We start from the raw sequence: 15,303 nt of genomic DNA, 5'->3' as shown, positions 1-15,303 counted from the left end.
GCTGCCAAGCGGCAATATATAAGGGTCATTACCGTATGGAACCACCATGCCGCGTCCCCTATATTTCATGCTGTATGTCTATCTGTTGGCCGGGTCCATGCTGGTGTACGCTGGGGCATATGCACAAGGCACTTGCAGACCTTCCGTCCTGGGTGCTCCATGCTCAAACGGCGGTGTGGCACTGGCCGGGCAAACTGAACCCGGGCTGAATCTTGGGGTCGGTAATCCCATACATCTGGTCACTGGCAACAAGTACCAAAAAGAAATTGACCTGCCGGCCAACCCACACTTGCCAGGGCTCGAGCTCGTACGCCACTACAACGCGCTTGACCAGCGCAACTCGGTATTAGGCCAGGGCTGGGCCTTGTCCTACGACACGCGGCTGTTCCATGCAGGTGGCAAGTGGCAAATCGTGCAGGCCGACGGCAGCCGTATCTCTTACGCCATTGCCAGTGGCAAGCCGGCACCCAACACCTACGGCACACTAGCTGCCCAGGGTACAGGCTGGCTCTGGACCTGGCCCACCGGCCGCCAACTTCAGTTCAATGCGCAGGGCTTTTTACAAAGCATTGCCACCCCCGATGGCATGGTGCTGACCCTGCATCGGTCGCAGGCACGGGGGCCACTCCGGCACACACTCGTGCGCATAGATAACGGGCAAGGTAGCGAGCTGAAATTTACTTATCGCATCCATGAAAACCAAGCCTATCTGGATCAGGTCAAGACACCGCTGGGCCGCTTCCATTACGACTACGAAGCAGCCGGCAGCCATGCAGAGCAAACCCGGGCAGGCCTGCGCCTGTCCAGCATCACACGGCCAGACGGCATGCAAAGACAGTATCTGTACGAGGCCCATCTCCAGTCCGGCAACATTTACGCCCTTACCGGCATCAACATCGCCGTTGCCGGGCAAGAAACTAGGCAGCGCATCAATACCTGGAGCTACGATTCCAACGGCCGCGCCATACTGTCCATCTCCGGTCCACCCGACAGCCTGGCCAATAAAATCCATGTCGCCTATCTGCGCACACCCCGTTTCGATGGCCAGCAGGGCCTGACTCTCGTCACACAGGCCGGCGGCCAGGAAACCCGCTTTCACACATCCATCAAAGGCGAGCGCCATGTGCTTGACACCGTCAGCGGCGCCCGATGCCCGGGCTGCGCGGTGCCTGGCCTTACCGCCGTCTATGACGGCCAGGGACGCCTGCTGAATATCAACGGTACACACATACAGCGCACGGCGCATGGTCAACCCACGGCCATCCAGCCTGTGGCCCCAGGCTGGCCCGGGCTGACCATGCAGTACAACAATACTGGCCAGCGCCGCTCCTGGTATTCGTCCCTGACAGGCACCGAGCACATGCTGTACAACACCCGTCACCTACCGCTGCAGCGCCGCTTTCAAAATAACGATACGAGCCTCTATGACTACGACGCACAAGGCCGCCCCATCAGCATTACCGACAGCCGGGCAGGCGCCTCGCAACAAACCCGGCTAAGCTGGCGTGGCACATTGCTCACCCGTATACAGCATCCCCACGTTACTGAAAATCGTCGCTACGACGCGCTCAAACGCCTGAGCCAGCGCCAGGTCGAACGCGTATCAGCCATAGACGGACAACGCCTGCGCTATACCGAGTCTTTCGAGTACGACGCTCAACATCGTTTGCACCAGCACCATCTTCCCGAGGGCGGAGCACTGCGGTATCGCTGGAACAAGGCAGGTCGTCTGGCGGCCATATACTGGCTCGATACCCACGGCACAATGCACACCGTCATCGACAGCAGCGTCGACACCGCCGGTTATCGCTACGGCAATGGCCTGAATCTTCACACGTATCTCAACCGGCAAGGGCAGGCCAGCCAACTGACTCTGGGCGCAGCCAACACCGCACCCATCTGGATGCTGGACCAGCATTACGACGACCGCGGCCTGCTGCAACATGAAGCCTACACGGTGCCTGAACTGGCCTACACCGAGACCTGGCGTCATGCCTACAACAAGCAGGCGCAGCTGATTGGTGCGCAGGGCAAGCGCACACAAGCAAACATCAAAAACTCGCCAAAAAAATCGCAGCAAGACACGCTATGGTATGCTTGGCAAGCAAATGGGGCGCTGGCGGCACGGCGCCATAACGGCGTCACACACATACCTTCTGTGCAGCGCGATGCCTCGGGTCTACCCACTGCCATAGACGACCATCTTCTGGTGTATGGGCCGCAACGCCGTCTGTCGCAGGTGTTGCACAAAACCGGCAGCATGGTCGCCCGCTACCTGCACGATGCCTTCGGCCACCGCATTGCCAAGATCAGCGCGAATACACGTCGCGACTATTTTTATCTGAACGAGCAATTAGTTGCTGAAAGCCACTACGCACCCGAGGCAGGCATGCTGAACCGTGACCACAGCAGGGCAACTGCGTCGCCGCACACTACAGAAGCCCAGCCAGCAGACCGCAGCGCCACCGAACAACCACTAGCGATTAGCCGCCGTTATATCTACGCCGGCCCAACCCTGGTCGGCCTCATTGTCTATCCCGATTCCCTGCCCGGCAGCCAGCGTGAGCCTGCACAGCTTTACGCGATACATACCGACCTGGTCGGCGCACCCCGCTTGGTCACCGACAGCACACAACGCATACGCTGGCTGGCCGCCTATAGTCCCGGCGGGGAGGCCACGCGCATCGCCGGCGACCTGACCCTCGACTTGCGCCTGCCTGGCCAGGTCTTCGATGCTGAAACAGGCTGGCACGACAATCTGCTGCGTACTTATGTACCCGAGCTGGGCCAGTACCTGGAGCCTGACCCATTGGGGCCTGTGCCCGGCAGCCAGGCCCTGGGATACGCAGCCCAGCAACCACGGCGCCATGTCGACCCCCTGGGGCTCATTCTGTTCGCCTTTGATGGCACCAGAAACAGCGCCTCGACACGCAGTAATGTCTGGAAAATGAGTCAGGCTTACCTCGACGGCCCCGTGTACTACCACTCAGGCCCCGGCAACTCCATGTATATAGACTGGGACGCCATTACTGCGAACCAGGCGGCGCAAATCATCGAAAACCAGTGGCAATCCTTGCTGAACGCACTCAACCATTCGGGCAGCCTGGTCGATTACACGCCTATAGACATCATCGGATACTCACGAGGCGCAGCGCTGGCCCGACATTTCAGCAACCTAATCAATCAGTACACACAAGATAATCTGTTCAGCTATCACGACAAACAGCGCGGGCGGGTGTCCGCCTGCGTCGACCTGCGCTTCATGGGCCTGTTCGATACGGTCGCCCAATTTGGGCTGGCGGGCAGCCAGAACAAGCTTTACGACCTGAGCATCCCGGCCGCGTGGGGATGGGTAGCCCACGCGGTGGCACTGCACGAACGACGCTGGGCATTTCCGCTGACCAGCGCGGCCGACACCCAGGGGTCAAATACCATCGAAGCGCCTTTCGTCGGTGCCCATGCCGACATAGGCGGAGGCGTGCTACGCACACCCGGCAATGAAACGGCCGAACCCGCTGGCGACCTTGCCGATGTGGCCCTGAACTGGATGCTGTGGCAGGCGCGTGCCGCCACCCTACGCTTCGACCTGTCCGACCCCGCCGACCGACAAATCACCCAACCCACACTGCACGACCAACGCTCCATACTCACTCGGTCTGTACAAGACGGCGATCGCAGTGTCAACGGCGCCGATGGGACCCAGACCCACTATTATCAAGACAGCCACCCCACGTTAGGGCGCCAGCAGCGCGACGACACCGAAGCACTGATAACACGTCGCCCGAACTGGCGCAGCGACGCCGGTGCAGAGGTCGGCATCGTCGACATGAGCGGTTATGCTCAGTGGCTGCGCGATGAACTGGGCTGGCAGGCGCTGCCCACCTGAAGCCTGCCCTGTTCATCCAGCCGGGACCGCCAGGGCAGGACCGCCGAAATCACGCTATCATTTATACCTTCCCCCGCGTCAGCGCCAAACACCCGTTTCAGCTACGGTTTTTCCTGCGCCACGCCACTTATCTTTTTTGATTACTAATCCATATGCTTGCAGGGCAACAACAACAGCTTATTTCGCTAATCCAGGCCGCCGTCGACAAGATCGTGCCCGAGACCACCGCTGCCATTGCGCTCGAGCGGCCCAAGGTCGCCGCGCATGGCGATATTGCCTGCAACATCGCCATGCAGCTGGCCAAGCCCGCCAGGCGCAACCCGCGCGAATTGGCGCAGAATATCGTCGATATGCTCCTGACGGAGCCCGCCACGCAGTCGCTGATTTCATCCGCTGAAATTGCCGGCCCGGGCTTCATCAATTTCCGACTGGCTACCGCAGCCCGGCATGCCGTGCTCGATGCCATTGCCCAGGATGGCGCGCGCTATGGCCACCTTCCCGCCAACCAGCAAAAGCTCATGGTGGAGTTTGTGTCCGCCAACCCGACCGGCCCACTGCATGTAGGCCATTCGCGCCAGGCCGCGCTGGGCGATTCCATTTGCCGCCTCTTCACGTCCCAAGGATACGACGTCACCCGCGAGTTCTACTATAACGACGCAGGCAACCAGATCGACAACCTGGCCATCAGCGTACAGGCGCGCGCGCGCGGTATCGAGCCCGATGCCGCTGATTTTCCCGCCGATGGCTACAAAGGCGACTACATTGTGGATATCGCCCGCGACTTCCAGGCAGGAGCCACTGTCACGGGGACCGACGGCACAACCGTAACAGCCACCGGCAATATCGACAGCCTGGACGACATCCGGGTATTTGCCGTGGCCTATCTGCGCCGCGAGCAAGACCTCGACCTGCAGGCCTTTGGCCTGAAGTTCGACAACTACTACCTCGAAAGCTCACTCTACACCGCAGGGCGCGTCGAGCAAACCGTCAAGGCGCTCATAGACGCCGGCCACACCTACGAAAACGAAGGTGCTTTGTGGCTACGCACCACTGAACTCGGTACGGGCGACGACAAAGACCGCGTCATGCGCAAGTCAGAAGGCGGCTATACCTACTTCGTACCCGATGTGGCCTACCACGTGGCCAAATGGGAGCGCGGCTTCCATCACGCAATCAATATCCAGGGAACCGATCACCACGGCACCATTGCCCGCGTGCGCGCCGGCCTGCAGGGCCTGAACCTGGGCATACCCAAAGATTTTCCGGCCTACATCCTGCACAAAATGGTCAAAGTGGTGCGCAACGGAGCCGAAGTCAAAATCTCAAAACGCGCCGGCAGCTATGTCACCATGCGCGACCTGATCGACTGGGTCGGCCAGGACGCAGTACGCTACTTCCTGAGCCAGCGCCGCGCCGACTCCGAATTCGTCTTCGATATCGACCTGGCACTCTCGAAAAGTGAAGAAAACCCGGTGTACTATATTCAGTATGCCCACGCGCGTATTTGCTCCATGCTGGCCCAATCTACCGACTTGGCCGCACAGGTGCCCCAGGCTGCCGTCGGTTCACTGACAGCACCAACTGAATTTGCCTTGTTGCAGCGCCTGTCCGAGTATCCTGGCATGCTGGCTTTGGCTACACAAGAGCTGGCACCGCATCACCTGGCATTCTGGTTGCGCGATTGCGCTGCCGATTTCCATGCGTGGTATAACGCCGAACGGGTCTTGGTCGACGACAGCCAGCTCAAACTGGCACGTTTGCGGCTGGCCCACGCCACTGGCCAGGTTATTGCCAATGGTCTTGAACTGCTTGGGGTTTCCGCCCCCGAAAGGATGTAATCCATATCTATGGCCCGTACTCGCCGTAAATCATCAAACTCCAAGTCAGGCGGCAGCACCCTGTTTGGCATACTGATCGGCTTGATCTTCGGTCTGGTTGCCGCTGTAGCGGTCGCCCTGTTCGTTACACAGGTGCCCATGCCCTTTGTAGACAAGGCCAGTCGCGATCCTGCCCAGATACTGCTACCCGACGTGCGCAATGCGCCCGATCCCAATCTGGGCTTGTATGGCAAGGACTCCGCTGCAGGCTCACCCTTGTCTGGTCCTACCATCACAGGTGTCACACCCCTGCCCGGGCTTGCCTCGGGCAGTACCGGTACGCCACCCGCAGCCAAAGACAATCTGGGCGACCTGATCGCCAGTCTGTCCAATATCGAGAAGCCGGCAGCCGCCCCCCAGACGCCGTCTGCCGTAGCCGTACCTGGCACCGAGGCACCTGCTGCAACGGCACCCAAACCCGCAGCTTCCGCCAATACGCAAACCACTTATTATTTGCAGGCTGGCGCCTTTCGATCTGAACAAGATGCAGAATCCGTCAAGGCCCGCATACTGCTGCTGGGCCTGCCGGCTACAGTGCAAGCGGGGCAAAGCAATGGCAGTACGATACATCGCGTACGCGTCGGCCCCTTCAAGGGCATAGACGAAATGAACCGCTCGCGGGCCAGGCTAGGCGAAGAAAAAATCGTGTCCACGGTCGTACGCCCCTGAGCACCAAGGGGTGAACTTGTTGCCCTGCCCATAGTCTTATTGATTTTTATCCATTTCTGGAAATGAATATGTCGCTGAAAAATATGCTGTTTCGTACCTTTGCCGTGGCCGCCATCAGCGCCGGGGCGCTGTTTCTCCCACTATCAGGCGCGCAAGCCGCAGAACGCTATGTGACAGTCGAACCGGCCCAGCCATCAGACACCACTGGCAAGATCGAAGTGCTGGAGTTCTTTGCCTACACCTGCCCACATTGCAATGCCATCGAGCCAATGGTCGAAAAATGGGCCAAGACTTTGCCTGAAAATGTAGTGCTCAAGCCCGTACCCGTTGCTTTCAACGCCAGCATGGCTGATTTGCAGAAGCTGTATTATTCGCTCGAAAGCCTGGGCCGTCTTGATCTGCATGACGACGTATTCAAGGCCATTCACGCTGAACACAAGCGTATCTACGATGCCAAAGCCATTACCGATTGGGTAGCCGAACAAGGTGTGGACCGCAAGGCGTTTGAAGACGTGTTCAATTCCTTCGGGGTGTCGTCCAAAGTATCCCGAGCCAATGAGCTGGCCAAGCTGTATTCCATTGATGGCACACCCAGCATAGCCGTGGGGGGCCGCTATGTGACGTCACCCACGCTCACCAACAGCTACGAAGGCACGATTACCGAAGCTCAGCGGCTGGTTGAAATGGTCAATAAGTAATAGACGCTGCTGTTTAGGGGCTTTGCGGCACCGTAGTGCGCTGCAAAGCCTGTCTGGGCGTGTGTGCAGCAGCCGCCCAGACAGGCTGATCCAGACACACCGTCAGGACATTCGCGCGCGCATCCTAAGCTCACAAGGCAGATCCTCCGCCTACCCTTGAGCAGCCATCTCCAGCGCCCGGGTCATATCAGCAATCAGGTCCTGCGGCGATTCCAAGCCTATGTGCAGGCGCACAATGGCATTGTCAGTGGGTTGCCAATAGCCGTGTGGCCGCAATGCAGCGTGGTCAACCAACTGCACCAGGCTTTCAAAACCTCCCCACGAAAACCCAATACCGAATAGCGTCAAACTGTCGACAAAGCGCCGGGCGGCGGCATTATCGAGCTTGAGTTCAACCGACAGCATGCCATTGGAGCCCGTGCAATCACGCTGCCATAAGGCATGGCCGGGATCATCGGCCCAGGCCGGATGAAAAATACGGGCCACCTCGGCACGGCCGGCCAGAAAGCGGCAGATTTCGAGCGCGTGTTCAGCCGTTTGCCGCATGCGTATGGGCAGGGTGCGTGCACCGCGTATGGCCAGCCAGGCATCGTCGGCACTGATGGAATAGCCCATGGCATAGTGCGTGTCATTGAGGCGCCGGATGATATCCGGGTCTTTGGCCATGACTGCGCCCAGCATGAGGTCGGAATGGCCACCCACATATTTGGTGCCCGCCACCACCGAAATATCAGCGCCCAGATCCAGCGGACGATACACATAACCCGAGCCCCAGGTATTGTCGGTGGCCAGTATCAGATTGTGCTGGCGGGCAAAGGCAGCCAAGGCGGGAATATCCAGCATTTCAAACAATAGCGAGCCGGGCGATTCGACGTACAGTACGCGTGTATTCGGGCGTAGCTGGTCGGCCAGATCAGCCACCGTGGCACGACTGTAGCTCACCTCTATATTCATGCGACCCAACACGGTCTTGTCCAGGTAGCGCACCGGACCATAGGCACAATCGGCCACCATGACGTGATCGCCACTGTTTAGCACACTGAACAAGGCCAGCGTAATAGCCCCCAGGCCCGACGAGGCCAAAAAGGCGCGATCGGCGCCCTCGAGATCGCAAAAAATCTGCTCCAGCGCCGCGTGGGTATCCATGCCGACCCGCCCATAAGTCACGCTACGCTCGCCCTTGGCTTTGTCAGTCTGTGCCCGCTCAAGCGCATCCAGGTTCTGAAAGCGGACGGTACTGGTACGCATGGAGGGCAGGGCAACCGGGGCGGCGCCCAAAACAGGATCGAACGGGGCGGTACCAGCATGTTGCAGCTGAGTATCCAGATGAACAGAAGAAGAATTGGCCATGGTCTTATCGGTTTAAAATTGTGCCCGTCAGGCGGATATGTAAAAAATGCGCAAAATCATTCTGATCATAATGGATAGCGGGCAAGTGTGCGGCCAATCTGGCTGTCCACGTGCCACCTCTCTCAACCCTTAGTCCCGGCGGGCTTTATGCTGACCTACGATCTGGCACTGTCTTTCTTCAGTATTGCTGCGCTGCTGGCGTTGGCACCAGGGCCCGACAACTTGTTCGTGCTGATGCAATCCGCCATGTGGGGACGGCGGTCCGGGCTGGTAGTTGTGCTGGGGCTGTGCACGGGCCTGATCGGACATACGCTGGCCGTCGCAGTTGGGCTGGCGGCAGTTTTTGCGGCCTCCGAGGCGGCCTTTACCGCACTCAAGCTGATGGGTGCCTTGTACCTGCTGTACCTCGCCTGGGGTGCCTTCCGTGCCCAGGGGCGGGCCCGGAACACCGCAGGGGCACCGAAACTCACGACCCCTGCCTTGTTCCGACGTGGCATCATCATGAACCTGACCAACCCCAAGGTTTCGCTCTTTTTTCTGGCGTTTCTGCCGCAGTTCACCTCGCCCGCCCGCGGCTCGGTGGCCCTGCAAACGCTTAGTCTGGGCGGGCTGTTCATGCTGGCCACGCTGCTGGTTTTTGGCGCCCTGGCCTGGTTCTCGGGCACGCTGGGTGAGCGCCTGCAGCAGTCCCACACCTTGCAGCGACTGCTCAACCGTTTTGCGGGGATTGTATTTTTGGGTCTGGCCGTCAAGCTGGCGCTATCGAACCGCTAACAACACAGCCTGACCACTGCGGTAACACCCCGCAACGCGATCGTTTATGTCCGCTGAAAACGAACAATGCCATCGGCGTCGGTGGATCTGCTGAGCTTTCCTTCGAAATACAGTGCATGCAAATGCGCCAGCGCCTCACCCATCGCGAAAGTCAGTTGGTGCAAGTCAAGTTCGCGCCTGAACATGATGGGCACGATATCAGATGTGCTTTGTGGCTGGACACATGCAGTCATGACTTCGTTCAAGCGTTCGGCATGGTGGGCATGCTGCTGTGCAATGCGTTCATGCAAACCTTTGAACGGCTTGCCATGCGAAGGCAACACCAAGGTGTCCTCCGGCAGACTGTCGTATGCGCGCAATGAGTTCAGATACAAAGGCAAGGGGTTGCCGTCAGGCTCGTAGTCGAACACGCTGACGTTGGTGGAAATACGCGGTAAGACCATATCGCCGGAGATCAGCACGCGCAGGGTGTCGCAATATAGCGAAGCATGCTCAGGAGCGTGACCGTATCCCACAATAACGCGCCAGTCCCGGCCTCCTATCTGGATCGACTGACCATCCATAATTCGGGTGAACCGGACAGGTACATCGGGCACCAGGTTGGGATAGTAGCTGGCGCGCTGGCGTATTTGTTCTTGGGCCTGCGGATCCGACAGACCATGACGCGCAAAGTGCTCGACTGCCGACTGCCCATTAGGCCCACCCGCTACCACACCATTGACTGGCGGCCTGCTCCACAAACGGGCTACCGCATAATCGGTCATCGTCATCCATAAAGGAGCATTCCAGCGCTCACAGAGCCAATGGGCAAGCCCGATATGGTCAGGGTGCATATGGGTAACGATCACGCGCAGCACTGGAAGGCCTTCAAGGACATGGTCAAACACCTGTTCCCACAAGGCCTTGACCTCGTCGCGGCTCACCCCACAATCGACAATCGTCCAGCCCTCGCGGCCATCGATCTGGTCTCGCAGCAACCACAGATTGATATGGTTCAAGGCAAATGGCAGGGGCATGCGTATCCAGCGCACCCCATCGGCAACCGTTATGCTGGTGCCGGGCTCGGGCAACTGCTCGCCCAATGGATATTCAAGTTTCTGCTCGTTTGGATTCATGCGGTCTCCGTACCGATAAGATAGCAACCCGCCCTATTACCAGCGCGGGAAGCCTTTGATTATGCTTGATGCAGCTTATTATGGCATCATAAGTTACGTTAACGTAAACGGCAGATTGATGCCTACGCGACTCCTTCAGTAGTGTTAACAGGCCCTAGATCATGACCCAATCCACCTGGACCATCTCCGAACTGGCACAAGAGTTTTCGATAACTCCCCGTACCATCCGGTTCTATGAGGACCAGGGTATCGTCAGCCCTGGCCGGGATGGCCGCAATCGGGTCTACCAAGCCCGTGACCGGACTCGTCTTAAGCTGGCGCTGCGCGGCAAGCGCCTGGGCTTCCAGCTCTCCGAGATACTTAGCCTGATCAATATGTATGACGGCCCCGGCAAGTCGGTGGCCCAGCTGCAGCAATACCTGGCCGTCCTCGACCAACACAGGCAGGTGCTCGAACAACAACGCCACGACCTGGACGAAACCCTGAAGGCCATAGACAAGCAGCGCAAGCACTGCGAAGCCTTGCTGGCCGGGCATCCGCAGAACAAATAGGCAGCCTTTGCCCAGGCGGGTGCCCCGCCCACCTTCCCTCTGGCGCCGTTCTTCGTCGCTTTTTTCCTTCAGCCTTCCACTCTCATCACTCTGTTTCCGCTTCGCAGAAACGGAGGCTTATTGACGCGCCATAAGTTTCTTTTTGTCTGACACCACCTGTTCATAGACCAGCTCGAGACGGCAGCCTCTCATCCTCACCGGTCGCAATTAATTGTCTATATACAATTTAATAATGTATTTGACAATTTAATGTGCCGTCGATAAAGTGAAGCCATCGAAAACCTTGCGATGAGCCACCATGCAAAAACTCACGGACTACACGGACTACGCTGAAGCCCAGCAGCACTGGAGCCCCAAAAAGCTCTGGGAACTCTTCGATGGCGACGAAAATTCGCTGAACATCGCACACGAGTGCATAGACCGCCATGCCACCGACGCCAGCCGCGTCGCCATCACCGTCGTGCATGCCAACGGCCCCGACGAAATCCTTACCTACCGCGAAATCTCGCAAGACTCATCGCGCTTCGCCCACTATCTGGCGGCGCAAGGCGTAGCGCCCGGCGATCGTGTGGCCGTCATGCTGGAGCCTTCCAAAGCCTTTTACACAGCGCTCTTCGGCATCATCAAAACGGGTGCCATCGCCGTGCCCATGTTTACTTTGTTCGGGCCCGACGCCATGCGCCTGCGCATCGAAGATTGCCGCCCCAAGCTGCTGCTCACCAATCCCGAAAAAGCGGCGATGGCCAAGAACCTGCAAGAGGTCGGCATCCAGATCATCGACGACACCTTCCTGACAGGGCTGACTCAGTTCCCAGACACTTTCAAGGCCGAAACCCGCGCCAGCGACCTGGCCATCTTCCAGTACACATCGGGCACCACGCGCGAGCTGCCCGACGCCATCCGGCACACCCACAAGGCTTTGGTCACACTCATGGTGGCGGCGCTGTACGGTACGGGCCTACGTCCCGGCGACAAATTCTTCTGCCCCTCGTCTCCCGCCTGGGGACATGGACTGTGGCATGGCACGCTGGCGCCGCTGGCCCTGGGCCTGAGCATCGGTGCCTACGCGGGCAAATTCAATGCCAGCCGTTTGCTGCAAGCCCTGAGCACACACCGCTTCACGAATATGTCGGCCGCCGCCACCCACTACCGGATGATGCGCAACAGCCCCGAGATCAATCAGCACGAGTATTACTTCAACAAGCTGTCATTTACCGGCGAGCCAATAGACAGTTCTACCGAAAGCTTTATTGAAGGCTTGTTCAAGACATCCATCTGCAGTATGTACGGCACCACCGAAATAGGTGTCATCCTGGTGTCCTATCCGGGTGCATCCGACTTTCCGGTCAAGCACGGCTCACTGGGCAAGCCAATACCAGGCGGCATCGTCGAAGTACAAGACGCCGAAGGCCGGCCTTGCCCTCCCAATGTCGTGGGCGAAATGAAAGTGATGCGGCGCAATGAATGGGTAGCCACGAAAGATCTGGGCCGCATCGATGAAGACGGCTACTTCTACCATGCCGGACGCGCCGACGACGTCATTATTTCGGCCGGCTGGACCATGAGCGCGGTCGAAATCGAAGATACCTTGCTCAAGCACCCCGATATCCGAGAAGCTGCTGTCATTGGGGTACCCGATGCCCTGCGCGGACAGGTCGTCAAAGCCTTCGTGATCAGCACACGGCCGGGCGACGATACTTTCACCAGTGAAATCCAGGACTTCGTGCGCGCCCAGCTCAGTCAGCACGAATACCCCAGGCACGTCGCCTTTCCCACCGAACTTCCCAAAACACCCGCAGGCAAGATTCACCGCAAGAAACTGCGTGAGCAAGAAGTCGCCTTCAAGCCTGTCGACACACAACCCCAAAACGAACACGCCACACAATAACTCTGGAGCCAACATGGACATGAAAGTACGTACCTTCCCAAAAATCACCGATCACGATCTGGAAGACCTGAGCCGGCGCATAGGCGTCAAGATCGGCAACACGGCCGAACCCTGGTGCTATGAAGCCACGCGCGACAATATCCGCCACTATGCGCACGGCATCGGCGACGACAATCCCTTATGGTGCGACCCGGCTTACGCCGCCAATACCCAATACGGCGGCCTCATCGCGTTACCCAGTTTTTTGTTCGCCACCAGCCGCATTGTCTCGGGCTACGTTGGCGGCCTGCCAGGCGTCCATGCCATGTGGTCAGGCGCCGACTGGACCTGGCACAAGCCGGTAAAACGCAACGACGAAATCCACACCGAGGCCTATCTGAAAGCACTGGTGCCGCATGAAACACGCTTTGCCGGCCGGGCCGTTCAGCAAACCTACCACGTGGACTTCTTCAATCAGGATGGCGACAAGGTGGCCGAGGCCGACAGCTGGTGCTTCCGCACCGAGCGCGACCATGCGCGCGAACAAGGCACAAAATACAAAGAAGTCAGAAGCCGCAGCCCTCGACGTTACACCGAAGAAGAGCTGCAAGAGGCCTACAAGCTGTACGCACAAGAAGAAATCCGCGGCAAGGTACCGCGCTACTGGGAAGATGTAAAAGAAGGCGAAGCACTGCCCGTCATGTTCAAAGGGCCCATGACGGTAACTGGCTTTATTGCCTATGCGCAGGGCTGGGGCGGCCTGTATATCCGTGCCAACAAGCTGGCCTGGCAACTGATCGACGCCCATCCGGGCGTGGGCATCAAGAACCGCTTCGGCATCCCCGATGTTCCCGAGCGTGTGCACTGGGAAGAAGAGTTCGCACTTGAAGTCGGCGCACCCGGCGCCTACGACTACGGTCCCGAACGCACTTCGTGGCTCACTCACCAGCTTACCAACTGGATGGGCGACGACGGCTTCCTGCGCAAGGCGCACTGCAAAGTACGTCGCCACAACCCCGAGGGTGACATGCTGTTCATCAAGGGCAAGGTGCTGCGCAAATTCCAGGAAGACGGCAAGTTCCTGGTGGAAATCGAGCAGGAGGGCCGCAACCAGGATGACGAGCTCTCGGTCGTGGGCACCGGCATTGTGGAGCTTCCCTCCAAAGCCTGATGTCTAGGTCCAGATACGCATGTACGCCACCGCCATTGAAGGCCGCAATCCGGCCTCTTGCAAAACATGGAATCTGTTTGCATGAACCCTGATCGCAACAACGATAGCAATACCACCTCTTCGGGTATCTGGAAGGGCCGGGAAGCGTTCAAGGGCGCCCTGGCCGGCGTGCGCGTCCTGGATCTTTCCCGCGTGCTGGCGGGGCCGCTATGCACGCAAATGCTGGCCGATCATGGCGCGGATGTCATCAAGGTCGAGCCTCCTTTCGGAGACGAATCCAGGCTCCTGGGACCACCCTTTGATGCGCACGGAGATGCCGCCTACTATTCCGCCCTGAATCGTGGAAAACGCGGCATGGTGCTGGACCTGTCCAAAGAAGATCAGCGCCAAGACCTGCTGACCCTGCTCGAAGAGGCCGATGTACTGGTCGAGAACTTCCTGCCGGGCACGATGGAAAAGTGGGGGCTGGGCTACCAGGCGCATCTTCAAGAAAGATTCCCCCGGCTCGTTTACTGCAGCATCAGCGGATTCGGCGCGACCGGACCTTTGGGCGGACTGCCCGGATACGATGCCGTGCTGCAAGCCATGTGCGGCTTGATGAGCATCAACGGAACACCTGAAACAGGCCCCACCAAGATCGGCGTACCCATCGTCGATCACCTTACCGGCTATACCGCTTTTTCCGGCATCATGCTGGCCTTGTATTCCCGCGCAATAACCGGGCGAGCCCAGCGTGTTGAAGCCACACTTTTTGATGCGGCGCTCAGCCTGCTGGTGCCGCAAGCCACCAACTGGATGCACTCTGGCGTAACGCCAACGCCACTTGGCAGCGCACACCCCAACATCGCCCCCTACGATAGTTTCAAAACTCAGGACGGCAACGTCTTCCTGGGCATACTGAATGATGCGCAGTTCAAGAAACTCTGCCTCTGCATCGAGCGTCAGGATCTCATCGACAGTACCCAGTTTGCATCGAACGCAAGCCGATTGCAGCACAGGCAGGCGTTGCACCGGGAAATCGAAAGCACCTTCGCCTCGTGGACACGAGACGAGCTATGTACGGCGCTGATGCAGCGGGGCGTGCCGGTGGGTCCAGTCAACACCGTGCCCGAGGCACTGCAACAAAGCCACACGAAGCATCGCAACATGGTGATTGAAGACGCTGAATACCGAGGGCTGAGCAGCCCGATCAACCTTGCCGTCACACCCGCCACGCCGGGGCCGGCACCTCCGTTGTTCGGCGAGCACGACGCATACATAAAACAACAAATAGCGCGTCATCCCAACAATAAGGTCAAGGCATAACGAGTCGTACTCATTGCAACACCACCTACCACTGAAGGAG

General features: G+C 58.8%; 11 protein-coding genes. 9 read left to right on the top strand and 2 right to left on the bottom strand.

Features of this window, described 5'->3' with window-relative positions; all coding sequences use genetic code 11:
- The first annotated feature begins 46 nt into the window (after nucleotides 1–46).
- The 4 genes from ERD84_RS04105 (at nucleotide 47) to ERD84_RS04090 (ending at nucleotide 7,130) form a co-directional block, all read left to right on the top strand.
- Nucleotides 47–3,886, top strand: a complete 3,840-nt coding sequence (locus ERD84_RS04105; RefSeq protein WP_130038334.1) for a phospholipase effector Tle1 domain-containing protein — start codon at nucleotides 47–49, stop codon at nucleotides 3,884–3,886.
- Nucleotides 3,887–4,038: 152 nt separating this feature from the next.
- The gene (argS, locus tag ERD84_RS04100; protein ID WP_130038333.1) at nucleotides 4,039–5,724 is read left to right on the top strand and encodes an arginine--tRNA ligase; all 1,686 of its coding nucleotides are present in this window, start codon (nucleotides 4,039–4,041) and stop codon (nucleotides 5,722–5,724) included.
- Between the two features lie 9 nt (nucleotides 5,725–5,733).
- Nucleotides 5,734–6,432 (top strand): SPOR domain-containing protein, encoded by a 699-nt coding sequence (locus ERD84_RS04095; RefSeq protein ID WP_130038332.1) that lies wholly within the window; start codon nucleotides 5,734–5,736, stop codon nucleotides 6,430–6,432.
- Between the two features lie 68 nt (nucleotides 6,433–6,500).
- The gene (locus ERD84_RS04090; RefSeq protein WP_130038331.1) at nucleotides 6,501–7,130 is read left to right on the top strand and encodes a thiol:disulfide interchange protein DsbA/DsbL; all 630 of its coding nucleotides are present in this window, start codon (nucleotides 6,501–6,503) and stop codon (nucleotides 7,128–7,130) included.
- A 150-nt stretch (nucleotides 7,131–7,280) separates the two neighbouring features.
- On the opposite strand, the gene ERD84_RS04085 is transcribed toward ERD84_RS04090, so the two are convergent.
- The gene (locus ERD84_RS04085) at nucleotides 7,281–8,480 is read right to left on the bottom strand and encodes a trans-sulfuration enzyme family protein (protein WP_130038330.1); all 1,200 of its coding nucleotides are present in this window, start codon (nucleotides 8,478–8,480) and stop codon (nucleotides 7,281–7,283) included.
- Nucleotides 8,481–8,627: 147 nt separating this feature from the next.
- Between ERD84_RS04085 and ERD84_RS04080 the strand changes: the two genes are divergently transcribed.
- Nucleotides 8,628–9,254: a LysE family translocator gene (locus ERD84_RS04080; RefSeq protein ID WP_130038329.1), complete on the top strand. Its 627-nt coding sequence runs from the start codon at nucleotides 8,628–8,630 to the stop codon at nucleotides 9,252–9,254.
- A gap of 44 nt (nucleotides 9,255–9,298) precedes the next feature.
- Here ERD84_RS04080 and ERD84_RS04075 read toward each other — a convergent pair whose 3' ends face one another.
- Nucleotides 9,299–10,369 carry an MBL fold metallo-hydrolase gene (locus tag ERD84_RS04075; protein ID WP_130038328.1) on the bottom strand — a complete coding sequence of 357 codons (1,071 nt, stop codon included), beginning with the start codon at nucleotides 10,367–10,369 and terminating at the stop codon, nucleotides 9,299–9,301.
- 161 nt (nucleotides 10,370–10,530) lie between these two features.
- Between ERD84_RS04075 and ERD84_RS04070 the strand changes: the two genes are divergently transcribed.
- The 4 genes from ERD84_RS04070 (at nucleotide 10,531) to ERD84_RS04055 (ending at nucleotide 15,263) form a co-directional block, all read left to right on the top strand.
- Nucleotides 10,531–10,920 carry a MerR family transcriptional regulator gene (locus tag ERD84_RS04070; RefSeq protein WP_130038327.1) on the top strand — a complete coding sequence of 130 codons (390 nt, stop codon included), beginning with the start codon at nucleotides 10,531–10,533 and terminating at the stop codon, nucleotides 10,918–10,920.
- Between the two features lie 298 nt (nucleotides 10,921–11,218).
- Nucleotides 11,219–12,808, top strand: a complete 1,590-nt coding sequence (locus ERD84_RS04065; protein WP_130038326.1) for an acetate--CoA ligase — start codon at nucleotides 11,219–11,221, stop codon at nucleotides 12,806–12,808.
- 13 nt (nucleotides 12,809–12,821) lie between these two features.
- On the top strand, nucleotides 12,822–13,958 hold the full coding sequence (locus ERD84_RS04060; protein WP_130038325.1) for an FAS1-like dehydratase domain-containing protein: 1,137 nt from the start codon (nucleotides 12,822–12,824) through the stop codon (nucleotides 13,956–13,958).
- A gap of 81 nt (nucleotides 13,959–14,039) precedes the next feature.
- Nucleotides 14,040–15,263, top strand: coding sequence for a CaiB/BaiF CoA transferase family protein (locus ERD84_RS04055; RefSeq protein WP_130038324.1), 1,224 nt, complete (start codon nucleotides 14,040–14,042; stop codon nucleotides 15,261–15,263).
- The last annotated feature ends 40 nt before the right edge of the window (nucleotides 15,264–15,303 follow it).

It is taken from the genome of Pollutimonas harenae, assembly GCF_004153685.1.
Taxonomy (GTDB): domain Bacteria; phylum Pseudomonadota; class Gammaproteobacteria; order Burkholderiales; family Burkholderiaceae_B; genus Pusillimonas_C; species Pusillimonas_C harenae.
Note: the sequence above shows the minus strand (reverse complement) of the source record. Positions and strands in the feature narration are given on the sequence as shown.